The organism is Arachidicoccus rhizosphaerae (assembly GCF_900107765.1).
Lineage (GTDB): Bacteria > Bacteroidota > Bacteroidia > Chitinophagales > Chitinophagaceae > Arachidicoccus > Arachidicoccus rhizosphaerae.
On record NZ_FNQY01000021.1, the window covers coordinates 12,420 to 29,945 of the forward strand.

Annotated in this window: 9 protein-coding genes; 2 read left to right on the forward strand and 7 right to left on the reverse strand. The window is 45.9% G+C overall.

All coding sequences use genetic code 11. From position 1 onward, the window contains the following. The first annotated feature begins 584 nt into the window (after positions 1 to 584). Positions 585 to 968, forward strand: a complete 384-nt coding sequence (locus BLU80_RS15015) for an efflux RND transporter permease subunit (protein WP_262482934.1) — start codon at positions 585 to 587, stop codon at positions 966 to 968. 168 nt (positions 969 to 1,136) lie between these two features. Here the strand turns inward: BLU80_RS15015 and ltrA are convergent, their stop codons facing one another. From ltrA to BLU80_RS15050, 7 genes are all read right to left on the reverse strand, one after another. Then, complete coding sequence (gene ltrA, locus BLU80_RS15020; RefSeq protein WP_091400148.1) at positions 1,137 to 2,564, reverse strand: group II intron reverse transcriptase/maturase; 1,428 nt, start codon at positions 2,562 to 2,564, stop codon at positions 1,137 to 1,139. 581 nt (positions 2,565 to 3,145) lie between these two features. After that, a complete protein-coding gene (locus tag BLU80_RS15025) occupies positions 3,146 to 4,405 on the reverse strand; it encodes a DUF4998 domain-containing protein (protein ID WP_170831258.1) in 1,260 nt (419 codons plus the stop codon). A gap of 28 nt (positions 4,406 to 4,433) precedes the next feature. Then, positions 4,434 to 5,684, reverse strand: a complete 1,251-nt coding sequence (locus BLU80_RS15030) for a DUF4959 domain-containing protein (RefSeq protein WP_091400095.1) — start codon at positions 5,682 to 5,684, stop codon at positions 4,434 to 4,436. Positions 5,685 to 5,701: 17 nt separating this feature from the next. Further along, the gene (locus BLU80_RS15035; protein ID WP_091400097.1) at positions 5,702 to 7,669 is read right to left on the reverse strand and encodes a RagB/SusD family nutrient uptake outer membrane protein; all 1,968 of its coding nucleotides are present in this window, start codon (positions 7,667 to 7,669) and stop codon (positions 5,702 to 5,704) included. An 87-nt stretch (positions 7,670 to 7,756) separates the two neighbouring features. Further along, positions 7,757 to 11,260 carry a TonB-dependent receptor gene (locus BLU80_RS15040; protein WP_091400099.1) on the reverse strand — a complete coding sequence of 1,168 codons (3,504 nt, stop codon included), beginning with the start codon at positions 11,258 to 11,260 and terminating at the stop codon, positions 7,757 to 7,759. Positions 11,261 to 11,405: 145 nt separating this feature from the next. Further along, a complete protein-coding gene (locus BLU80_RS15045) occupies positions 11,406 to 12,533 on the reverse strand; it encodes a FecR family protein (RefSeq protein WP_091400101.1) in 1,128 nt (375 codons plus the stop codon). Between the two features lie 65 nt (positions 12,534 to 12,598). Then, the gene (locus BLU80_RS15050) at positions 12,599 to 13,186 is read right to left on the reverse strand and encodes an RNA polymerase sigma-70 factor (protein ID WP_091400103.1); all 588 of its coding nucleotides are present in this window, start codon (positions 13,184 to 13,186) and stop codon (positions 12,599 to 12,601) included. A 528-nt stretch (positions 13,187 to 13,714) separates the two neighbouring features. Between BLU80_RS15050 and BLU80_RS15055 the strand changes: the two genes are divergently transcribed. Beyond that, positions 13,715 to 17,311 (forward strand): glycoside hydrolase family 2 TIM barrel-domain containing protein, encoded by a 3,597-nt coding sequence (locus BLU80_RS15055; protein ID WP_211481874.1) that lies wholly within the window; start codon positions 13,715 to 13,717, stop codon positions 17,309 to 17,311. Positions 17,312 to 17,526 lie beyond the last annotated feature (215 nt).

Sequence of the window (17,526 nt, forward strand, 5' to 3'; positions counted from 1 at the left end):
ATCCAATTCCAATACCAAACAAAAAGCCTTTAACCATGTCAGGCAAATTTATCAATTGTGAAGCCATCAGTGTACCTACGATTATAAAAATCCCAATCGGAATTAAGACCGTATTATTTATTAATTGCTTTCTCATTTTACTTTTTTTAATATTTCTTGATATGGCATCTGGTAAATCCTTCATACCAAGAGTCAAATATAGACAATTAAAAATGTTCACTTGATAAATAATTTCCTTCCTTACCGGATTTTGAACCAGCCTTTTATTACTAAATATATTCCATTTATACTATAATACAAAAACAGCCCGCAATTTATTGAATCTTATTAAATCCACTAAATGATGACCTTTTTTCGATTTTGCGGCAAAATCAGCAGTGAAAGACGCATTGTGCTGTAAAAAAATTGTTTTATGGCATACCTTAAATCTCCAAACAGTATTACAAAATAAAGATTCTGTTTGCGGTTAATACAGGGTTCAATAGCTGGTCTTCTTGTCTTCACAACCTTATTATTGCCTTTTTATGATAGCAGGGACTCTTTTAATTTAAAACAGCAGAATTCGACACCTGAAGCAACTGTCTATTGTTTTTTCTGAGGGTAGCCCGTTAAACGTCGGCAGCTATACAGGAATTATTATGGTGGTAGGCATCATTAATGAGAATGCCATATTTACCTATATTCAGGTCAGCACTTCCCACAAAAAAATGAATAAGGTGAACTCCATTATCTATGCAATCAGCACAAGGCTGCGGCCCAAAATCATGACAGCCACCAGTACAATGATCGCACTGATGCCACTGGCCCTTGGTACAGGAACAGGAACAGGTGCACTGCTCCATCAGCCGCTGGCAATTGCGGTTATTGGCGGCGTTCTGGTAGCGTTGCCGCTGCTTATAATGGTGTTACCAACCTTATTGAACCTGTTAGCTTTTAAAGAGGAAGTAAAAAACAAAAAAGCGGTCTAAGCGGCCGCAAAAGTTACGGAACTTCCCGGAATTTCTACTTCTACTGACCAAAATCCATTTTACCTGATTGGATGATGAAAAATCGGGTAGGAAGGTAGCGATTATTTCGCTACCTGACCTCCCACACCACCGTACGTACGGTTCCGTATACGGCGGTTCTATTAACTTTTAGATTATAGGAGCCTCGAGTTTAGCGTGAAAGGCCTTAAGGGCAGTCACGAAGCTAAAGAGACCCAATTCGTCAAAATATTTCTTGGGGAATGCGAGATTCATGTGTGATGCCCCCGAATTGAACCACGGGCCGCGTTGATTAAAGGCTCTCCGAGCTGCATGCTGTTCGGAGAGCCCAGCTTTCCGAAGGTTGGTGAATCTTGTCCAGTTGCGTTTCCAGTGTCGCCAAAGGATGTTCCGCAAGCGATGTCGCAACCATTCGTCGAGTTCATGAGCCAGTTTCTTCATATCCGCGTAGCGGTAATAATTGAACCACCCCCTGATAGCAGGGTTAAGCGTTTTGGAAATAAACTTGGGCAGGTGTTTGCCTCTACCTCGTTGACACAACTCTTTAATGGATTCTTTTATGCGTGTCACGCTCTTCGGGGCAACCCTAAGACCAGTGCCACCTTTCTTGTAATAAAAGGAGTAACCAAGAAATTTGCCCTTTACGGGGCTATCCACCTTGCTTTTCTCCTTATTGACCTTTAACCTCATCTTGTTCTCTATAAAGTTTTGGATAGAAGCAAAGGCGCGCTCTCCGGCTCGGCGTGTCTTGACATACACATTACAATCATCGGCGTACCTCGTATGTCGATGACCTCGTTTCTCTAATTCCTTGTCCAGTTCATCGAGTACAATGTTTGATAAAATTGGACTAGCTGGGGAACCCTGCGGGGTTCCTTTTTCCCGGTCTTCTAGCATTCCATCTTTCATCATTCCTGTAAGTAGGTATCGGTGGATGAGTTTGTGAATTTCCCACTCTCCGGGTGTTTTTAGCATGATTTTACTCATTAACCTTTGGTGAGGAACCTCATCAAAGAATTTTGAGAGGTCTATGTCGATAACAATCCGGTATCCCTCATCCTGATATTCCTTCGCACGGTTTATTGCATCTATTGCCTTTCTTTTAGGACGAAAGCCGAAGCTGTTGTCTGAGAAGATTGGCTCCCAGATTGGAGTAAGGACTTGTAATAGAGACTGTTGTATAAACCGGTCGAGTACCGTAGGAATGCCAAGCATTCGGACCCCTCCATCAGGTTTTGGTATTTCTACCTTCTTGACTGGCTGTGGTTGATACTTCCCCTGTCTTAACTGTCCCTCAATTGCCTCCCAGTTTTTCCTTAGAAATAATTTTAAATCTCCTACTTCCATCCCGTCTGCTCCTGCGCTCCCTCTATTGTCAACAACTTTAATGAAAGCATCGTTCAGATTGTCTACATTAAGGAGTCTGTCGATTAATCGGAGTTCGGGGGGATTACATCCTTTCTTTATGGGACCTACAGAAACGGCACCACCAAGGGCCCTTGTCTCTTCCGGAGATTTTGCCTCCCTTGATGATGAAGATGTTCCCACCTTCTTTTCTGCCTTTGACTGTTGATTCATAATGATGATTTTAATCCATTCGTTAATAGTTCGGCCCTTCATCCTTTCCGTGAGTCTTCCTGCGTTTCCTTTTAGGTCGGTCGCCCAGCTCGTCTCGGGCTTACTATGGCCTCTGCTGACTTCTGATACCTTAATCTGATGTTGACATCAGGGTTGTCCCGGTGCAGAATACCTCGTGTTCCTTCCGCTGACAGGGTATCAGATCTCCCCGGGTAAGATGCATTTCTGTCACGCTTATACATGCCGTATCTACTGCCTGTCTTTCCGTGTAAGTATCGGACTTTAGAGATAAATGCCTCCTGATCCAGACAAACAGCCTCATACGATTCCTGTACGTCATGTCAGCGCTTTGCCTACAGCTGCCTTCAGATTCCCAGTCACCCAGGACACCCTTGCCGTTCGGCTAATTGTTCCCCTTACCGGGCCAATAGAGGTCTCTCACCTCCTAGAAATGCACCATGCCGGGCGCACATAAAAAAAGGAGCCTGGTTTTATTCAGGCTCCCTTGTGTCAGCAGATCATTATATTTTATTCGGTTTATGGGTTACCCCGGTAAACATTACCACCTGATATTAACTGCTTTAATTATTGCTGTAACTATATTCCAATTTCAGGTTGTTTACTTCAAAGAAGGATCCGTTATCTGTCATACTGGCTAGAAAACCAAGTGTTACATCACCTGGCTGGTCAATCGTAAAGCTGATACTGATATTATCCCCGCCGTGGTTGCCCGAAAATTCATAATAAGCCAGGCTTTGGTCTTCCGCATGGTCAATATCAGGGAACTGCTGACCCGCGGCCGCAAGGATGTATTTTCGGCCCTGATCATTCAGATCGTTCATATTGACGGTCATCCGCCACTTACCGCTATATGGCAGGTATACCGACTGATAAATCTTCCCATTGGTAATGGCTGACTTGCCCCAGCCGGATTCCATGGCTATCATGGAGTGATTTTTTACTTCGTAGCCGCCGTAACCGCCTGCGTTTTTAACATTGGGTGTGGTAATCCACTGGTCCAGATCGCCCCAACGGCCGCCATCCCAGGTACTGTAGTAAAAAGGATTGCCCGGATTTTTCAGATATTTAGCCGTAAGATCCACCCATACATCCTGAATCTGAGGCATATAGGTATCATAAGCGGTCTTAAAGGTGTCAATACTCAGGCTGTCAGGCCGGTAATAAGTTCTATAGACAACAGCGCTGCCCTTTTTATAATCCATAAGCAACGTATCTGTTACGTCCAGCCCGATGGTAAGACGTACCGAATCATCATTTGTCGTCTCATAATGCAGTTCTGTAAGTATAGGTCCGGCACTTTCGTCCATACTGGCAAAACTCAGATGTACCTGCAGCCCGGTGTCCAGAAAAGAGGAGGCAATGGGGCGGTTAATCAGTGAGGCACGGTATTTATCCCCGTAGACGACGCCAACCGCATAGACGGGCACGGAGCGGTTACCGCCGGCGTCTTCATTGACCACTTCAAAAGTATGCGACCCTTCCAGTAAATCCTTAACGAGCAGGCTGACGGTATCAGCCCCCTGCGTTCTTTTGACATCTACCTCCATAGAGTCAGAACGGCTGTCCCAGTAAATATGTGATTTGACAATATTCGGATCGGAAGTCAGTACCGAACTAAGCCGCACGCGGTAATCTCCGGAATATACCAGTATGGTATCCGGCTTTGCCGGATATATCAGATCACCTTTTACAAATTGCTTTTTATAATCATCCATCTTGGTGCAGCCGGTACTACCTGTCATAAAGAAGGCAATTGTCAACAAGCCAAAGAAAATACCTGCGACTCCCGGATACGTTTTTATTTTTAATTTACCCATCATAACTATTTTTTTATTGCTTCTTTGAAGTTTAATTCCTTGGATCTCCGTACACATTGGTTTCCACCAGGGTCATATAAGTGGTACCCAGCCAGTTCTGCAGGCAGTTAATCCTGAGATAGCGGTATTTTTTATCGCCTGAATGAAAGGTGCAGTTAAAGCCGGCAGCGGCCTGATTAAAATCATCCTGCGTCAGGTACCCATAAGGCAGACCTGAAGGCTTTTTGACTTCATAGCTGCCCAGCAGGTCCCACTGGTTAAAACTACCGTCACTGGCAGGCTCGGTAGCGCCCCAGACTTCAAATTTTCTCAGATTGCCCCCGTAAAAATAATTTCTAAGGCCGCTGGAGCTCGGCGTAGCGTTCTCTGAGTACTCAAAGATGACCATACGACTGAGCTTGGTAGGCGTGCCGATGTCAATAGTTACATGTTGAGGGTCCATACTATTTGAATTGGTCCAGACGACGTCCGGCCATGCATCTCCCCGGGTCTTGCCATCCCATAGCGAACTCAGGCCCTTGGAATTCTGATTATAGAAATCATAGGTAGGTTCGCCCGGCAGGCTGGTTCTCGCAAATTTACTTTTATCCAGCAACGCCTCATAAAGGGGCGATATCTCGGTAAATACCGTGTCTGTGGTATTTTGATACTTATCCCGGACAAATACAGCCACCTGAATGGCATTTGTGTCCAACCCCCTTATGGAATTATCAATGGTATCTGTGGCAGTGTAAATACCGGAATAAAGCGCCCAGTCACCTTTTTGCCTCGTCAATAACTGGATAGCCACATCGGCCTTTTCTTCATTCAGCGCTTTGATATTGATGCCCCCAAAATCCGGTGCCACTTTAAGGGAGTTATAGACTTCCCAGATAGGACTGATCAGTGGATGCACCTTGATTTGCACGGGTTCAGATGCTTTTTCCCCGCGGTTGACCGTATAGATCTTTACCGTATGTTCCAGTGTATCGGCAAAACCGTCCAGCACCAGTTCGTTTTTATAATAAGATGCTTTTACGATGCGTTCGACCCCCTTTTTTGTTTCATAGACTGCCTTTACGTAATAGAGATTAGGATCTGCCGGAACTGTATAATGCAGGGTCGCCGTTCCCTTACCGTTATTTACGGTAATATCTGAAACCATCTGAGGCGTTTCATCATTGTTACTAAGCGAACTGTGTTCCATAGTCTCCTTTTTACAGTTTAAAAAGGACAGGGACATCACAGCTACCAGCACCGCAGAGCGGATAAACGGGTTTAATATATAAGTCTTGTATTTCATTGTGATTTGTTTTTTTATTACTTAGGCCAGCCGGGGTTTTGTACTAAATTATTATTTGTCCTTAACTCATTAATCCACAGCGGCCACAGGTAATCTCTGGGGGCTACGAAGGATTGCTGAAAAAGTGTCCTTGGCTGATAATAAGAAATATCCGAGGCCTGGTTGGTGGTCCACCCCACCACTGGCGTATTATACTCGGCCGCGGCATCTTTCCACCTTCTCAGATCCCAGTAGGAGGATCCTTCGAAGGCCATTTCAATACGTCTTTCCTGTTTGATGATGGAGCGCATACCTGTCTTGGTCTTATATTTACCCGGATTTTTTGAGAAATTGCTCCAGGAGTCCGCCACTCCCTGTAGTCCTGCCCTCATCCGGACAGAGTCCACATACCGGTAGACTTCTGCTGTGGGCTGAGGTAAGCTTTCATTCAGCGCTTCCGCGTAAAGCAGGTAGATATCCGAAACGCGGATCTCCGGCCACTCATATTCCCTGGTATTGACACCGTTACTGCTGTAAGAAAAATTATAATCCACAAATTTCTTGATATAATACCCGGTCTGGTTCTCATAACCAATCTCATTATTGCCGCCATACTGCCCCAGTTTAGCCTCCAAAGTATAGGTATTTTCATCGTTGCCCGAAGGACTGCTCAATAAATACCAGACACCGCCGTCAAAACACAGGTCCGCATAAAACCTGTTTTCTCTGTCAAAATTCAGGCGGGCCGTCGTATAGCCTTCCTTGACATTAAAGCGCTCATCATGGGTAGCGGTCCTGAGCGTATTGATATGACTGAAATCAAGCGTCTTATCTTCCTGAATCGGCACTCCGTTGGCTGTGTAGAATAATTCGGCCATGCGTAGCGTAGCGCTGAACTGTCCCCTGGCCCCTGAAATATTGGAATACTGGTCTGCCAGCTTCACCATGGTTACATTTTGCAGATAATTCACCCTGGAATTAGACAATCCCCAGATTTTCTCGCTGTTCCAGCGGTCGCATATCGCCTGGCGGATATTTAACTGAGTCAATGTAGCATCAGAGAGATTGGTCAGCGAGGTCCTGGGATAATAATACAAATGAAAGCCGGCAGTCTCAGCCGTTTCAACGGCTGCCTTACAGGCCGCCGCTGCCCGGACCCATTTCTGATCCTCCTGCTGGCTATTGAATAAGTGAACACCTTTGTTATCCACCACATTTACATAATCCGGATTACCGTTAAACAGGGGACTTGCCGCAAGGACCAGTAATTTGGCTTTGACAGCTGCTGCAATAGGCTTGGTTACCCTTCCCAGCTCCGTACCCCGGTTTAAAATGGTCATCGGTAATAAAGTCTGGGCAGAATCCAACAGCCCTGCGATATAATTGACACAGGAGTCAAAGGGTTGCCGGTATTCTTTTACTTCGGCAGGCGTTGCAGAAATCGGCAGGTTCTTGTCATTAATGGGTATGGGGCCAAAGGAGCGCAGCAAAAGAAAATTATAATAAGCCTTTAAAAACAGCGCTTCCCCGATCCATCTGGCTCTTTCTGTGGCCGTCAGGTCTTTCACTTTATTGGTATCCGCCACATTTTCCAAAAAGATATTACAATTGGAGATGCCCTGAAAGAGTCTGATGCCGCCATTGCCGCCGCCCCAGTAATCACAGATCACGGTGGAAGAGGTCTGAAAACCTCTGGCAATATCCCAGGCAGGTACGGATAGGTCTCTTTTGGAGGTGGACAACCAGATTTCGTTGCCAGCCAGCATGCCTATATTGCTATTGGGATCGCCGTCATGCGGAATATAGGAATAACAGGTAAACAGATACTTCTCCGCCTCATTTCTTAAGGTAAAGGCATTATTTATAGTAGCTACATTATCCGGCACCACATCCATAAATTTCTTGCAGCCCGCGAAAAGAAAAACCAGCAACCCAGTTACCAGCCCTGCAGGTGCAAGCCGTCTTTTTATATTTATATTTATTTTTATATTTATCTTGTTTATCATGACGTTTATTTTCTTTAGGATTCAATGATAGTTTGCTGTTCCCGCAGCTGATTGAATGAGCTTATTCAATCAGCTTAATCATCCAGCCTATTCAATATTGAAATTGATACCGATATTATAGGTTCGCTGTATGGGATATCCCAGGCCATTGCCACCCATTTCCGGATCCCAGAGTTTAAACTTACTCCATACAAACAGGTTGTTCCCGTTGGCGTAGACCCTGGCATTTTTAAAGCCGATGGATTTAAGTCCCGGAACGCCAAAGGAATAACCGAGCTCAAGGGTTTTCATCCGCAGAAAAGTCCCGTCCTCCATCCACCAGGTAGAGGTCTGGTTGTTATTGCCGATAAAGCGGTCACTGAGCCGGGGCCAGAAAGCATAGCTGTTGCGGTTGTTTTCAGACCAGTGATCCTCGGCAACCGCTTTAAGCAGGTTGTTCTGGTAACTGCCGTTAATAACAAAGGGAGAGATATTCTCGGGGTTAATCCAGAAGGAAGAACGGGCTGAACCCTGAAAAAAAGCGCTGATATCAATTTTCTTATAACCGAAGGAGAAACCGGCGCCATAGATGATTTCGGGGGTGAGCGGGTAGCCGATCGGGACCAGGTCATTTTGATTAATGGAACCGTCACCGTTTACGTCCCGGTACTTAAGATCGCCTGCCATATATTCTCCAAAGGTCTGTGTCGGGCTGTTTTTAACTTCCGCATCGTCGATAAAAAGATGATCGGCAATATAGCCGAATACCTGGTCCACAGGATAACCCACATGGGTAAGATAGGACAGGTTATCCGGATAGATCGGCTCGTCATAGATCAGGGTCTTGGAAGTGGCATAGGTCAGGTTGACCCGGGTCTCCAGCCAACTATGTTTACCCAGCGTGGCCTTATAGCTGGCCAGAAAGTCTATCCCTCTGTTTTCCGCTTTGCCGGTATTGGCCTGAGGGGTAGACATAAGTCCCATGGAATTGGGTATATAGCTTCTTGTCATCAGGATATTGTCGGTACTTCTTTTATAGAGTTCAATGACCATATCCAGATTTTTAAACAAAGTCAAATCTACACCCAGATTATATTGTCTGGTATGCATCCAGGTGATGCTCTCATTAGGATACCGGTTGATATAAATACCCGGCCTGGAATACCCGTAATCCAGCCCAAAGGTGGAGCCATAGTCATTGTCATTCATATTGACATCAGAAAGATAGAAAAACCGGTCGTCGGAGTTGCCGATCTGGTCGTTACCTGCTACCCCATAGGTAAAGCGTAGTTTCATCTTACTGATCACCGGAAGCAGTGGGTCAAAAAAAGCTTCTTTGGAGATATTATAAGCCAGGCCGATGGAAGGGAAAAAGCCAAAACGCTTGTTCCTCGCAAACCTTTCCGAACCGTTATAGCCAAAATTAAATTCTGCCAGGTATTTATCATTATAGCCATACGTAAAGCGGCCGGAAAGTCCTTCATTTTTATGGGGCAAGGACTTTGCCAGGCTGCCGCTGTTGCCTTCTGTCTGGCTCTGCAAAAGCCCGGTCAGCATGCCGGAAACACTGTGCGGGCCCCAGTTATGGGAATAATTGAGCGTGGCCTGCGCGTAATACATGGAACTGACGTCTTTGGACGACTCGTCATAGCTCAGGTACTCCGAGCCCACCGTACCAATGGAAGAAGCGCTGCCGTCATTGAGTACATACAGATCAGAAATCGTTCTGTTATCCAGCGACTCGGCACTGTAATAAAAGGGGTTGTAGTTCCGGTTGATGGAATAATTAGAATATCTTTTCACATAGGCCATGAAGTTGAAATTCAGGCCGGGCAGGATAAAACGAAGATCCTGCGAAGCGTCAAACTGCACGTTGATGGTGGACGCGAAGCTCTGATAATAACCGGAGACCGAATAGGCGTATGGGTTCACATATAAGCTCTGCGTTCCGGGGATAACTGCATTACCAAATAAAGGATGATTTACATAGGGCAGATACTCCGAAGGGTAGATGGCGGGGAAGGCTACCGGGTTGGAATAGGCGGCATTATTGAATATCCTGCCACCATCGCCATTATTAGGCCCGTTATAATCATCAAACTGCGCATAGACCCTCACCGCGGCCTTGGTGGTGGAGGTGACATTCAGATCCACATTGGAGCGTACATTATAGTTTTTGAGCTTGATGTTATTATTAAAGTTATTAATCGGATTGGATTTTAAGATCCCGTTATCCACGTTATACGTGCCGGACAGATAGTATCTGGCTACCTTACCGCCACCTGTCACGTTCAGGTTATACCGCTGGTTATAGGTGTAGGACTTGATCATGGTATGAATCCAGTCATTACTCGGGTAGAGCAACGGATTAGTACCGGCCATGGTCTGGTCTATTTTATTTTGGCTGTAAGGAACGGCTGCCAGCGGATCCCTGGTGAGCGCCGCCTCATTGGCCAGCTGCATATAGGTGATATTATCTGCAAAATTAATATGCTCGGTATTGGAATTAATGGAGTTTTCCATCCGGAAGAAAAACTTGGCAGAACCTACCATGCCGGCCTTGGTGGTAATCAACAGCACGCCGTTGGCGCCCCGGGCACCGTATACGGCTACGGCCGTGGCATCCTTGAGTACGGAGAACTTGGAGATGTCATCGGGCTGCAGTCTTGCCAGGTCATTGGTGGAGGACTCAATACCGTCGATCAGAATCAAGGGATCCTGCTTACCGGAGCCAAATGCACTCAGTCCCCGGATAAAAAAGGAGGCGTTATCCTTGCCGGGCTCGCCGGTCCTTTGATAAGCAATCATACCGGGGATCTGTCCGGCAAACATGGTAGTCAGATTACTGGAGGGCTGACGGATCTTCTGCACATCCACGGTCGTAATGGCACTTACCATGCTCTCCTTTTTCTGGGTGCCAAAACCGACGACGACCACGTCATCCTTCTCAGCCGCGGCCGGCTGCAAGGTAATATCTATAATCCTTTTGCTGTCCACCTGGATCTCCTGTTGCTCATAACCGACATAACTGAATATGAGCCGGTCATAACCCTCCGGCATTTTTATCTGATAGACGCCCTGGGCGTCTGTGGCAGTACCCTTGGATGTGCCTTTTATCACGACACTCACGCCTTCCAGGGCATGGCCCTGATCATCGGTGACCTTCCCGGTCACGATGACTTCCCGGACCTGGACACCGGCCGCATTACCCCCTGGAGCCCGGGTGATTTTTTCCACACCGGGTTCGGCCTTTTCGTTAGCCCGAAGGATAATGGACTTGCCTTTGATGGTATAGGAAAGACTCCGGCCTTTAAGGCACTGATCCAGCGCCGTTCTGATATCTGCATTTTGCAGGTCCAGATCCAGCTTATCTGAACTGCGAATAAGCGAAGCATTATAAAGGATATTATAACCACTTTGCTTACTGATACTTTTTATCGCATCAAACAGGCTGATGTCATTTTGTCGCAGATTAATGTTCTGCGATAGCCCTTTGGCATAGACCTGCATCATTGTTAATAACAGGAGCACCGAAACCAATCGCATCCTGGATCTCAAAACGGCTAGTTCCGGCCTTTTCTTTTTGTTTTTTTTCAAGCGTTTTAATTTCATTGTGGTAATTTATTTATGCGGATAAGAAAACCCCCGGGGGCTGTTTTTACCAAACACTGCCTACGGCTATACAAACGACTCCCTCCCGGCAAACATTTTATTATTTTTGCCGGTCAGTTGTATTTAAACCCTATAGTTTAGGTTATTACTTTACGTATAAGACACTGCCTCTGATCTCAAATTGTATTTTATTGGTTGCACTGATCATGGATAACACTTCTGAGAGAACCGTGTTCTTGGAAATGATACCATCCAGCCGGACATTTTCCACATGACGCTCATAGACGATCTGTATATTATACCACCTGGCGACTTTGGTCAAAATATCTTGCAGCGTTTCTCCGTTAAAAATAAAATAGCCGTCCTTCCAGTCTATTACCGTCTCCGTATCTACACTACGCACCTGCAACCTATCCTTTAATATGGACTGCTTACCCGGCACTAACAGACAGCTGTCCCCGCCTCTTACGCTTTTCACTTTCAGACTACCCTGCAACAGGGTCGTTTTAACGGCTTTGTTATCGGGGTAGGCTTCTATATCGAAGTGTGTACCCAGAACACGCACTTCCTGCCGGTCTGTAGCTACATAAAACGGATGGGCCGGGTCATGGATCACTTCAAAATAACCTTCTCCCTGTAAAAAGACCCTGCGGTCATTAAGTCTGGCAAAAGAAACCGGGAACTTCAAACTGGAGCCCGCATTCAGCCATACTTTAGTACCATCAGGCAGTGTCAGTTTATACTGACCGCCAAGCGGTACCTTAATCGTGTTATAGGCAGTTATGGCGGGCGTACCGGCCCCGGCAGCAGGCTGCCGGGTGGCATCATACCTGACGCTGCCACTGTCCAGCTTTACAACACTGCTGCCTGACTGAGCAGCGACTCTTCCCGTGCCGGCAGCGTCCAGATTCACGGAACTGCCGTCCTCGAGTATCAGCACTGCCTTATTGCCGCCCGGGGCGACGTCCGTGGCCAGTGCAGGCCCTCTGCTTTTCTCCACGAAAAACAAAATACTGCCGGTCAGCACTATCAGGGCAGCAATAGCTGCGGCCAGCATCCGGAAAGAAACCGGTTTGCCAGCGTCTCCATTCATTCGCTGCAAAACCGCCTTTTTTACCTTTTTACCCGCCTTTTGTATGTTTGCCTCTGAAAGAGGCTGACTCTCCCGTTCGTTTAACTGCGCATACCAGGATTCCAGATAGTCCTTCTCTACCGCTGTGGCAGTACCCTTCTGGTACTTTTCTATGAGTTTTCTCAGGTCCTTGTCCTCCATGGTATGGGTCTCCGGTTATAATAACAACTTAGCTTGGTACAGTAGGGATAAAAAGATAAAAAAAATTAAGGATTAAGATGACCGGTCCATAAAATAAGCAGAATAATCACCCCAATCTTGGCTTTAAGTATTCTTAAAGAAGCTTTTATATGATCGTTGACCGTAAATTTGGTGATCCCCAGTTGGTCGGCGATCTGCTGATGACTCAGCTGTTCCTTACGACTCATCAAAAATACCTGTCGCATCCTGGGCGAAAGTTTTTTTATTTCCGCGTCCAAAATGGCTTCCAGTTCTTTTTTCTCCAGCTGGTGTTCTGTGGAGTTCATAGGGTGAGCGGCGGCAAATCGTTTAAAATCATTTTCATACTGGACAATTACCTGGCGGTGTTTTATTAGGTTCAGCACTTTATTGCGGGCAGCAGTAAAAAGATATCCCGCTATATTAGTACAGGCAATCTCATTTCGTCTTTCCCATAGTTTAATAAATATATCCTGTACCACATCCTCCGCCTCAGAAATATCCCGGATTCTTTGATAAACATGGCTGATGAGCAGGCCATTATAACGATCAAACAGTACTTCAAAAGCCGCCTGATCGTCATTTTTTATTTGCTCCATCAGGGTATGATCGTCATAAGCTTGCAGTATTCGCATAATTGATCATTTAGATTTCCGATTAGAATGTTAACAGGAGCCCAAATTATAATTATTTTGGATAATTTTTAGTGAATTTAAATTTCATTTAATTTTTAATAAGGTATACTATTGATTTACAGAAAATTTTTTTGTCATTCATCCATAAAAGGTGGAGGCCTGTGGCCGGTTATCCCGTTTCAGGCAGTAAGGTAAAAAGCGGGAGGCTTGTTTCTTTTTTATGGAACCTGGAAAGTGCCCGTTTCGCTCAGTAAGCAGGCGTTTATATTTATCTGAGCGATTGTTATATATACGTATAGGCAGCAGCCTGTTAATAATCCATATACCGGTTTATTTATTTGCGTGCCGTTTTTTTTATTAAAAGCCCCGTTGTGCACATGTAACGGGCCATTTTCAAGCAACGGACCCCGGAAAAGAACAACAGCAAATATATTTTTGAACCCATGCGACGGTTATTTTCAATTATTTTTTGGATATTTACATCCTCCATTCTTCATTTTCTATCAATATTTCTATTTTTAATTATCCATGACGACACGAAAAATTTATCAAGGTGCCCTGCTAATGGTATGCACGCTTATTTGTGCGGCTCAGGGCTTCAGTCAATCTTTTACAGCTGCTTATTACCGGATTGTCGCAAGTAACGGGCAGGTGATATCCCTGCCGGATAATGCTGAGAATAATGCGGCTATTGTACTGTCTAATCTGAAAAAGGGAGACAACCGCCAGATCTGGTGCATCCAAAAAGCAGACGACCGGTCTTTTTTAATCTATCACCCCTTCAGAAAGCTGGGCATAGATAATAATAACATGGCGCCAGAAACAGGTAATCAGCTGGTGCTCTGGACCCATAATGCATCCAACCAAAATCAGCACTGGATAATGGATCCGGTCGGTCAAAATGGGGGCGACGGCCAGCATTTTGTGTTAAGGGACGCCAGTCATCCAAAGCTGGTTATCGCAGAAGATGCCATCAGCGGACGTCTTTTTCAAAGGCCGATGCAGGAAAATGGCGGTCCCGGCGGCATGAACCTCTGGCGTATCGAACCTGTACAGGAAAAAATAACAGCGCCGCCTACTGTTGGCAAGGAAAACTGGGAAAACGAACATATTATAGGGATTAATAAGCTGCCTGCCCATAGCCTTTACGTGCCCTTTGGCTCCGAGGCTGCGCTTAAAGAGGATCCGACTTTTAACGCGCCCTGGGAAAAGACCAATAGTGATCTCTGGCAGTCTTTAGACGGTAACTGGAAATTCAACTGGGTAAAACAGCCTTCTGAAAGACCCGTAGATTTTTATAAAAAGGATTATGACGTGTCCCGCTGGAAAGAGATCCCTGTCCCCTCCAACTGGGAGATGCTGGGATACGGCACACCGATCTATACCAATTATACCTATCCTTTCCAAAGCGATCCGCCTTTTATAAAACCAGTGAAAGGCTGGACCCTGGAAAAGGAGCCAAATGCAGTGGGCTCTTATAAAAGGCAGTTTGAGATCCCGGAGAACTGGGATGGCAAAAGCATATTTTTGCATTTTGACGGCGCTTACAGCGCCATCTACGTCTGGGTCAATGGCCGGCAGGTCGGCTATAGCCAGGGGGCGAATAACGGGGCAGAATTCAATATCACGAAATTTGTGAAGGCAGGAAATAATGACATTTCTGTTGAGGTATACAGATGGAGTGATGGCAGCTATATTGAGGATCAGGATATGTTCCGGCTCAGTGGGATCCACCGCCGGGTCTATTTATTTGCCACGCCTAAATTTCATATTCAGGACTTTAATATTACCACCAGTTTCAAAAATGGGGATTATCAAAATGCGCTTTTAGGCATCCATACTTCCTTTACGAGTGACGCTGTCAAGCAGCCGGGCAGTACCCATCAGTTAAAAATCGACATACTGGACACTGCGGGAAAACTGGTCAAAAGCTTCAAAGGCATGGTAACGACAAGGGGTGGCGACAGCACTACGCCCCTGCAACTGGAAGGTAGTGTGGATCAGCCGCTACTCTGGTCAGCAGAATCTCCTAGTCTTTATACGGCTATATTTACCCTTTGCGACGCCAAAGGCAAAGTGCAGGAAGTGCTGAGCAGTAAATTTGGCTTTAGAGATGTGAAGATCCATGATAAGCGCATCTATATTAACGGCAAGCAGGTATTCTTTAAAGGCGTTAACCGCCATGATATAGATCCCCGGCTCGGCAAAGCCGTGCCGGTACCGCTAATGCAAAAAGATATCCTGATGATGAAGCGCCATAATATCAATACCATCCGTACCAGCCATTACCCCAATGACCCGAGGATGTACGCACTCTATGATTATTACGGTCTGTATGTTATCGCGGAGGCGGACCTGGAGTGCCATGGCAATCAATCCATTAGCGATGATCCCGACTGGATACCGGCCTTTGTAGACCGCAACGTACGTAATGTGCTGGAGCACCGCAACCACCCGAGTATTTTTATGTGGTCGATGGGCAATGAAAGCGGTGCCGGCTCTGATTTTAAAGCCGTCTATAAAGCCATTAAAAATATCGATCCGGAAAGACCCATCCACTATGAAGGCTATAATGAGGTAGCGGATGTTGATTCCCGCATGTATCCTTCCATAAAAGACATGCAAAAGGTAGACGAACAAAACACCGAAAAGCCTTTTATTCTTTGCGAATATGATCACTCCATGGGCAATGCCATGGGTAACATGAAACAGTACTGGGATTATATTGAAAACTCTAAAAGGATGGTCGGAGGATGTATCTGGGACTGGGTGGATCAGGGACTCAATAAACCTGGAGAGCCGGATAATCATTATTATTTAGGCGGTGATTTTGGGGATAAGCCTAATGACGGCTCTTTTTGTGCGAACGGCCTGACCACACCCGACAGAAGGGTAACCGCAAAACTTCTGGAAGTTCAAAAGGTCTATCAATACCTGAAATTCATCTATAACAGCGATCAGGGTATCACTGTACTGAATAAATATGATTTTACTACGCTGGATCAGTTTGATTTTAAATGGGTACTGCTGAAGGACGGCAAAAGGATAGACTCCGCGGACTTTAACCTGCCTGCAGTGGCCCCGGACGGCAACCTGTCCTATAAACCCCAAATACATAGCCCACTTAAGGCGGGTCATGAATACCTACTCAATGTATATGCCAGCCTTAAACGTCCAACCCTCTGGGCTGCGGCAGGTTATACCATAGCTAGAGAGCAATTCCGCTTGTCAGGCAAGGTAATACCTACATTTGCTACGGCTACTTTAACCGGCACAACAAAAAGCACTATTACCGAAGGTCCGGACTCGGTCCGTATCAGCGGTAAGGGCTACCAGGTGGTGTTTAGCAAGCTGAGCGGTCTAATGACTTCTCTTATATATAACGGTCAGGAGCAGATTTTTAATAGCGAAGGCCCTTCCTTTAACTGGTACCGCAGCATTAATAATGATCCCCGCAGATACAGCGACACGAAAATTACGGTTAGTGATTTTGCCGTTCAAAAACAATCAGACGGAACTGACCTGATTCAAACAAAGATGGACGCCTATATCGCGAATGAAAACACCCATTTTCCTTACGAGGTGGAATACGCAGTGTCCCCTGATGGTATTATTAAAGTAAGCGCCGTTTTCCATACAGGACATGGATATATGCCGCCCAGGTTCGGGCTGCGCATGAGCCTCACTCCTCAAAACGAAAATGTACAGTGGTACGGCAGAGGACCCTTTGAGAATTACCCCGACAGACAGTCCGGTGCTTTCCTCGGGATTTATCAGTCTACTGCCACAGATATGGGCCATGAACATTATGTGCAGCTACAAAGCATGGGTCAGCGAGGAGATGCCAGATGGATTTCCCTAAACGGCAATGGGCAAAAGGGCATTAAAATCATTTCTCTGGATACATTAAGCTTCAGCGCCCTGCATTTTACCGATGCAGCGGCCTGGAAGACTTATCATGATTTTAAACTGCCAGAGATCATTCGTCCGCAGGTCTACCTCAGTCTGGATTGCCTGCAACGGGGACTGGGCAATGCCAGCTGCGGACCGCAGCCATTAAAAGAATTTGAAATGCCTGAAGACAAGACGCTGCAGTATAGCTTTTTAATTGAACCGGGCAGGTAGCCTTTTTAAGGAGCTGAATGACCGGCAAGTCTGAGGCGTATATGTCTTCCCGTTAAAGACGGTAAGTTGACTCAGCTTAATATGGCTGCAGCCCTCTGAAATCCGGGTAAAGCAGCCTAACCAATCATGGACGGACCCTATGCTCCTCAGGTCCGTCCTTTTTTATGCTGCATACATATTATGAAGGTAAGACAACTCAATACGGGTCTATGCCT